The organism is Halomonas sp. 3A7M (genome assembly GCF_014897875.1).
Taxonomy (GTDB): Bacteria; Pseudomonadota; Gammaproteobacteria; order Pseudomonadales; family Halomonadaceae; genus Vreelandella.
This window is the reverse complement of the sequence record NZ_JABUZD010000062.1, coordinates 1-1,396: the sequence shown is the minus strand read 5'-3', so window position 1 is coordinate 1,396 and position 1,396 is coordinate 1. Positions and strand designations below refer to the sequence as shown.

The 1,396-nt window shown below is 43.2% G+C and carries 1 protein-coding gene; it reads right to left on the bottom strand.

What is annotated here, in order from left to right; translation table 11 throughout:
* Window positions 1-324: 324 nt before the first annotated feature.
* Window positions 325-1,155: a CsgG/HfaB family protein gene (locus tag INT19_RS05350; protein WP_193060003.1), complete on the bottom strand. Its 831-nt coding sequence runs from the start codon at window positions 1,153-1,155 to the stop codon at window positions 325-327.
* Window positions 1,156-1,396 lie beyond the last annotated feature (241 nt).

Genomic DNA, 1,396 nt, shown 5'->3' with positions numbered 1-1,396 from the left:
CCTACATACATTATGCACGAAAACTTTCGGTTAGGCACTTAGCTGTAATGTTTCATTTTTAATTCCTTTTGAAACTCAGTGTGTCTTTTTGTTTCATTGACTGAGTTTGGACCATTCTAAGAATGGCGCCATAGGAAGTTTTTTTAATGCTGTGGTTATATATTTAACGTAAGTTATATTTTCTATTTGCTACTTTTTTGATTCTTATGGTACTAGTATTTTAATTATGTTGAATTTTCTATTTTAATGAAAAAAGCCACTCTATCGAGTGGCCATTGTTTTTTTATAGTTTTATTTTAGTAGTGTTCCCTTGATTAATTTTCACTAAAGTATAGGTGTCGGTGCATTAAGATAGTCATCTAAAATGGTGCCTTGAATATTGGTTCCGGGAGCAAGATTCCATAATCGATTCTCGATACCTCTCGCTACAAGGTGAATGACAGCAGATTCTATTGCCGACATTACCGCAAGCTGAACCGGTTCATTTGTGGTTATACCTGCTTCGGCCTCTAATAAGCGCCTGAAATCAATAAAGCGATAAACCCCTGCGCGTAGCTCCTTAGAATAGATGGTCTTGGTGGTGGTGACGTTAGCTAATATTTCGCCTGTTGAGATTTCCACCGCACGTAAGTTCACCGTCACCTGATCGACCTGGTACTGGCCTGATGCCCCAATACCAAAATATTCGGCACCGGCTCCTCCGGTTCGTACGTTCGATTCATAAGCAATAATGCCACCCTCTAACATCACCGACGCTGCTCTTAACGATGGCAGCGTATCGGGCTGCCCAAAGCGTTCGAACTCCGCGCGAATAATACGGCGTTCTGTTAACAAGTTTTGTAATCCAACACGTTCAAGCGGGATAAACCAGCCAGAGTCAGATAGGGCTCCGGTAAGCATTGCTGCAGCCCCTTGGGTTACCGCAGTTGAAAACGTGCTGGCGGGAGCTGGCCGGTATTGCCCTGTTTGATCACGAAAATCATACACAGAGACAAATATCTTTCCTGACGGTGGCGGTAGCGATACAAGGTCCTGGTAGGTAGCTCCTCTAGGCGTGAGTGTTGCTTCAGCACCTTCTAAATTTTCAGACGTTGCCACCATTCCTGCACAGCCACTCAGCAGGCTAGCGATGACAATTGAGGCGATAATTTTCATAATGATCCCCTGACAAAGCAGATAGCGTTAGTCGTTATTACTGGTTTTTTAGCGATTGGTATCGATGTTGTTGTTAAGGGTTAAATAGGCCGCCAACGCTAATCTCTGTTACATCTCCAGTAACTTTATCCACAACACGCACAATTAGTTGTCCGCTATTGTCACTTACGACAACGCCGAACTCATCGCTATCGAAGCTAAGTGAATCCGCATAAGTTATGGTGTATAAAGCGAGGCTTAT

What these genes read in the sequence shown, in the direction of transcription:
- INT19_RS05350 (WP_193060003.1), bottom strand. Translation starts at nt 1,155, where the DNA reads ATGAAAATTATCGCCTCAATTGTCATCGCTAGCCTGCTGAGTGGCTGT.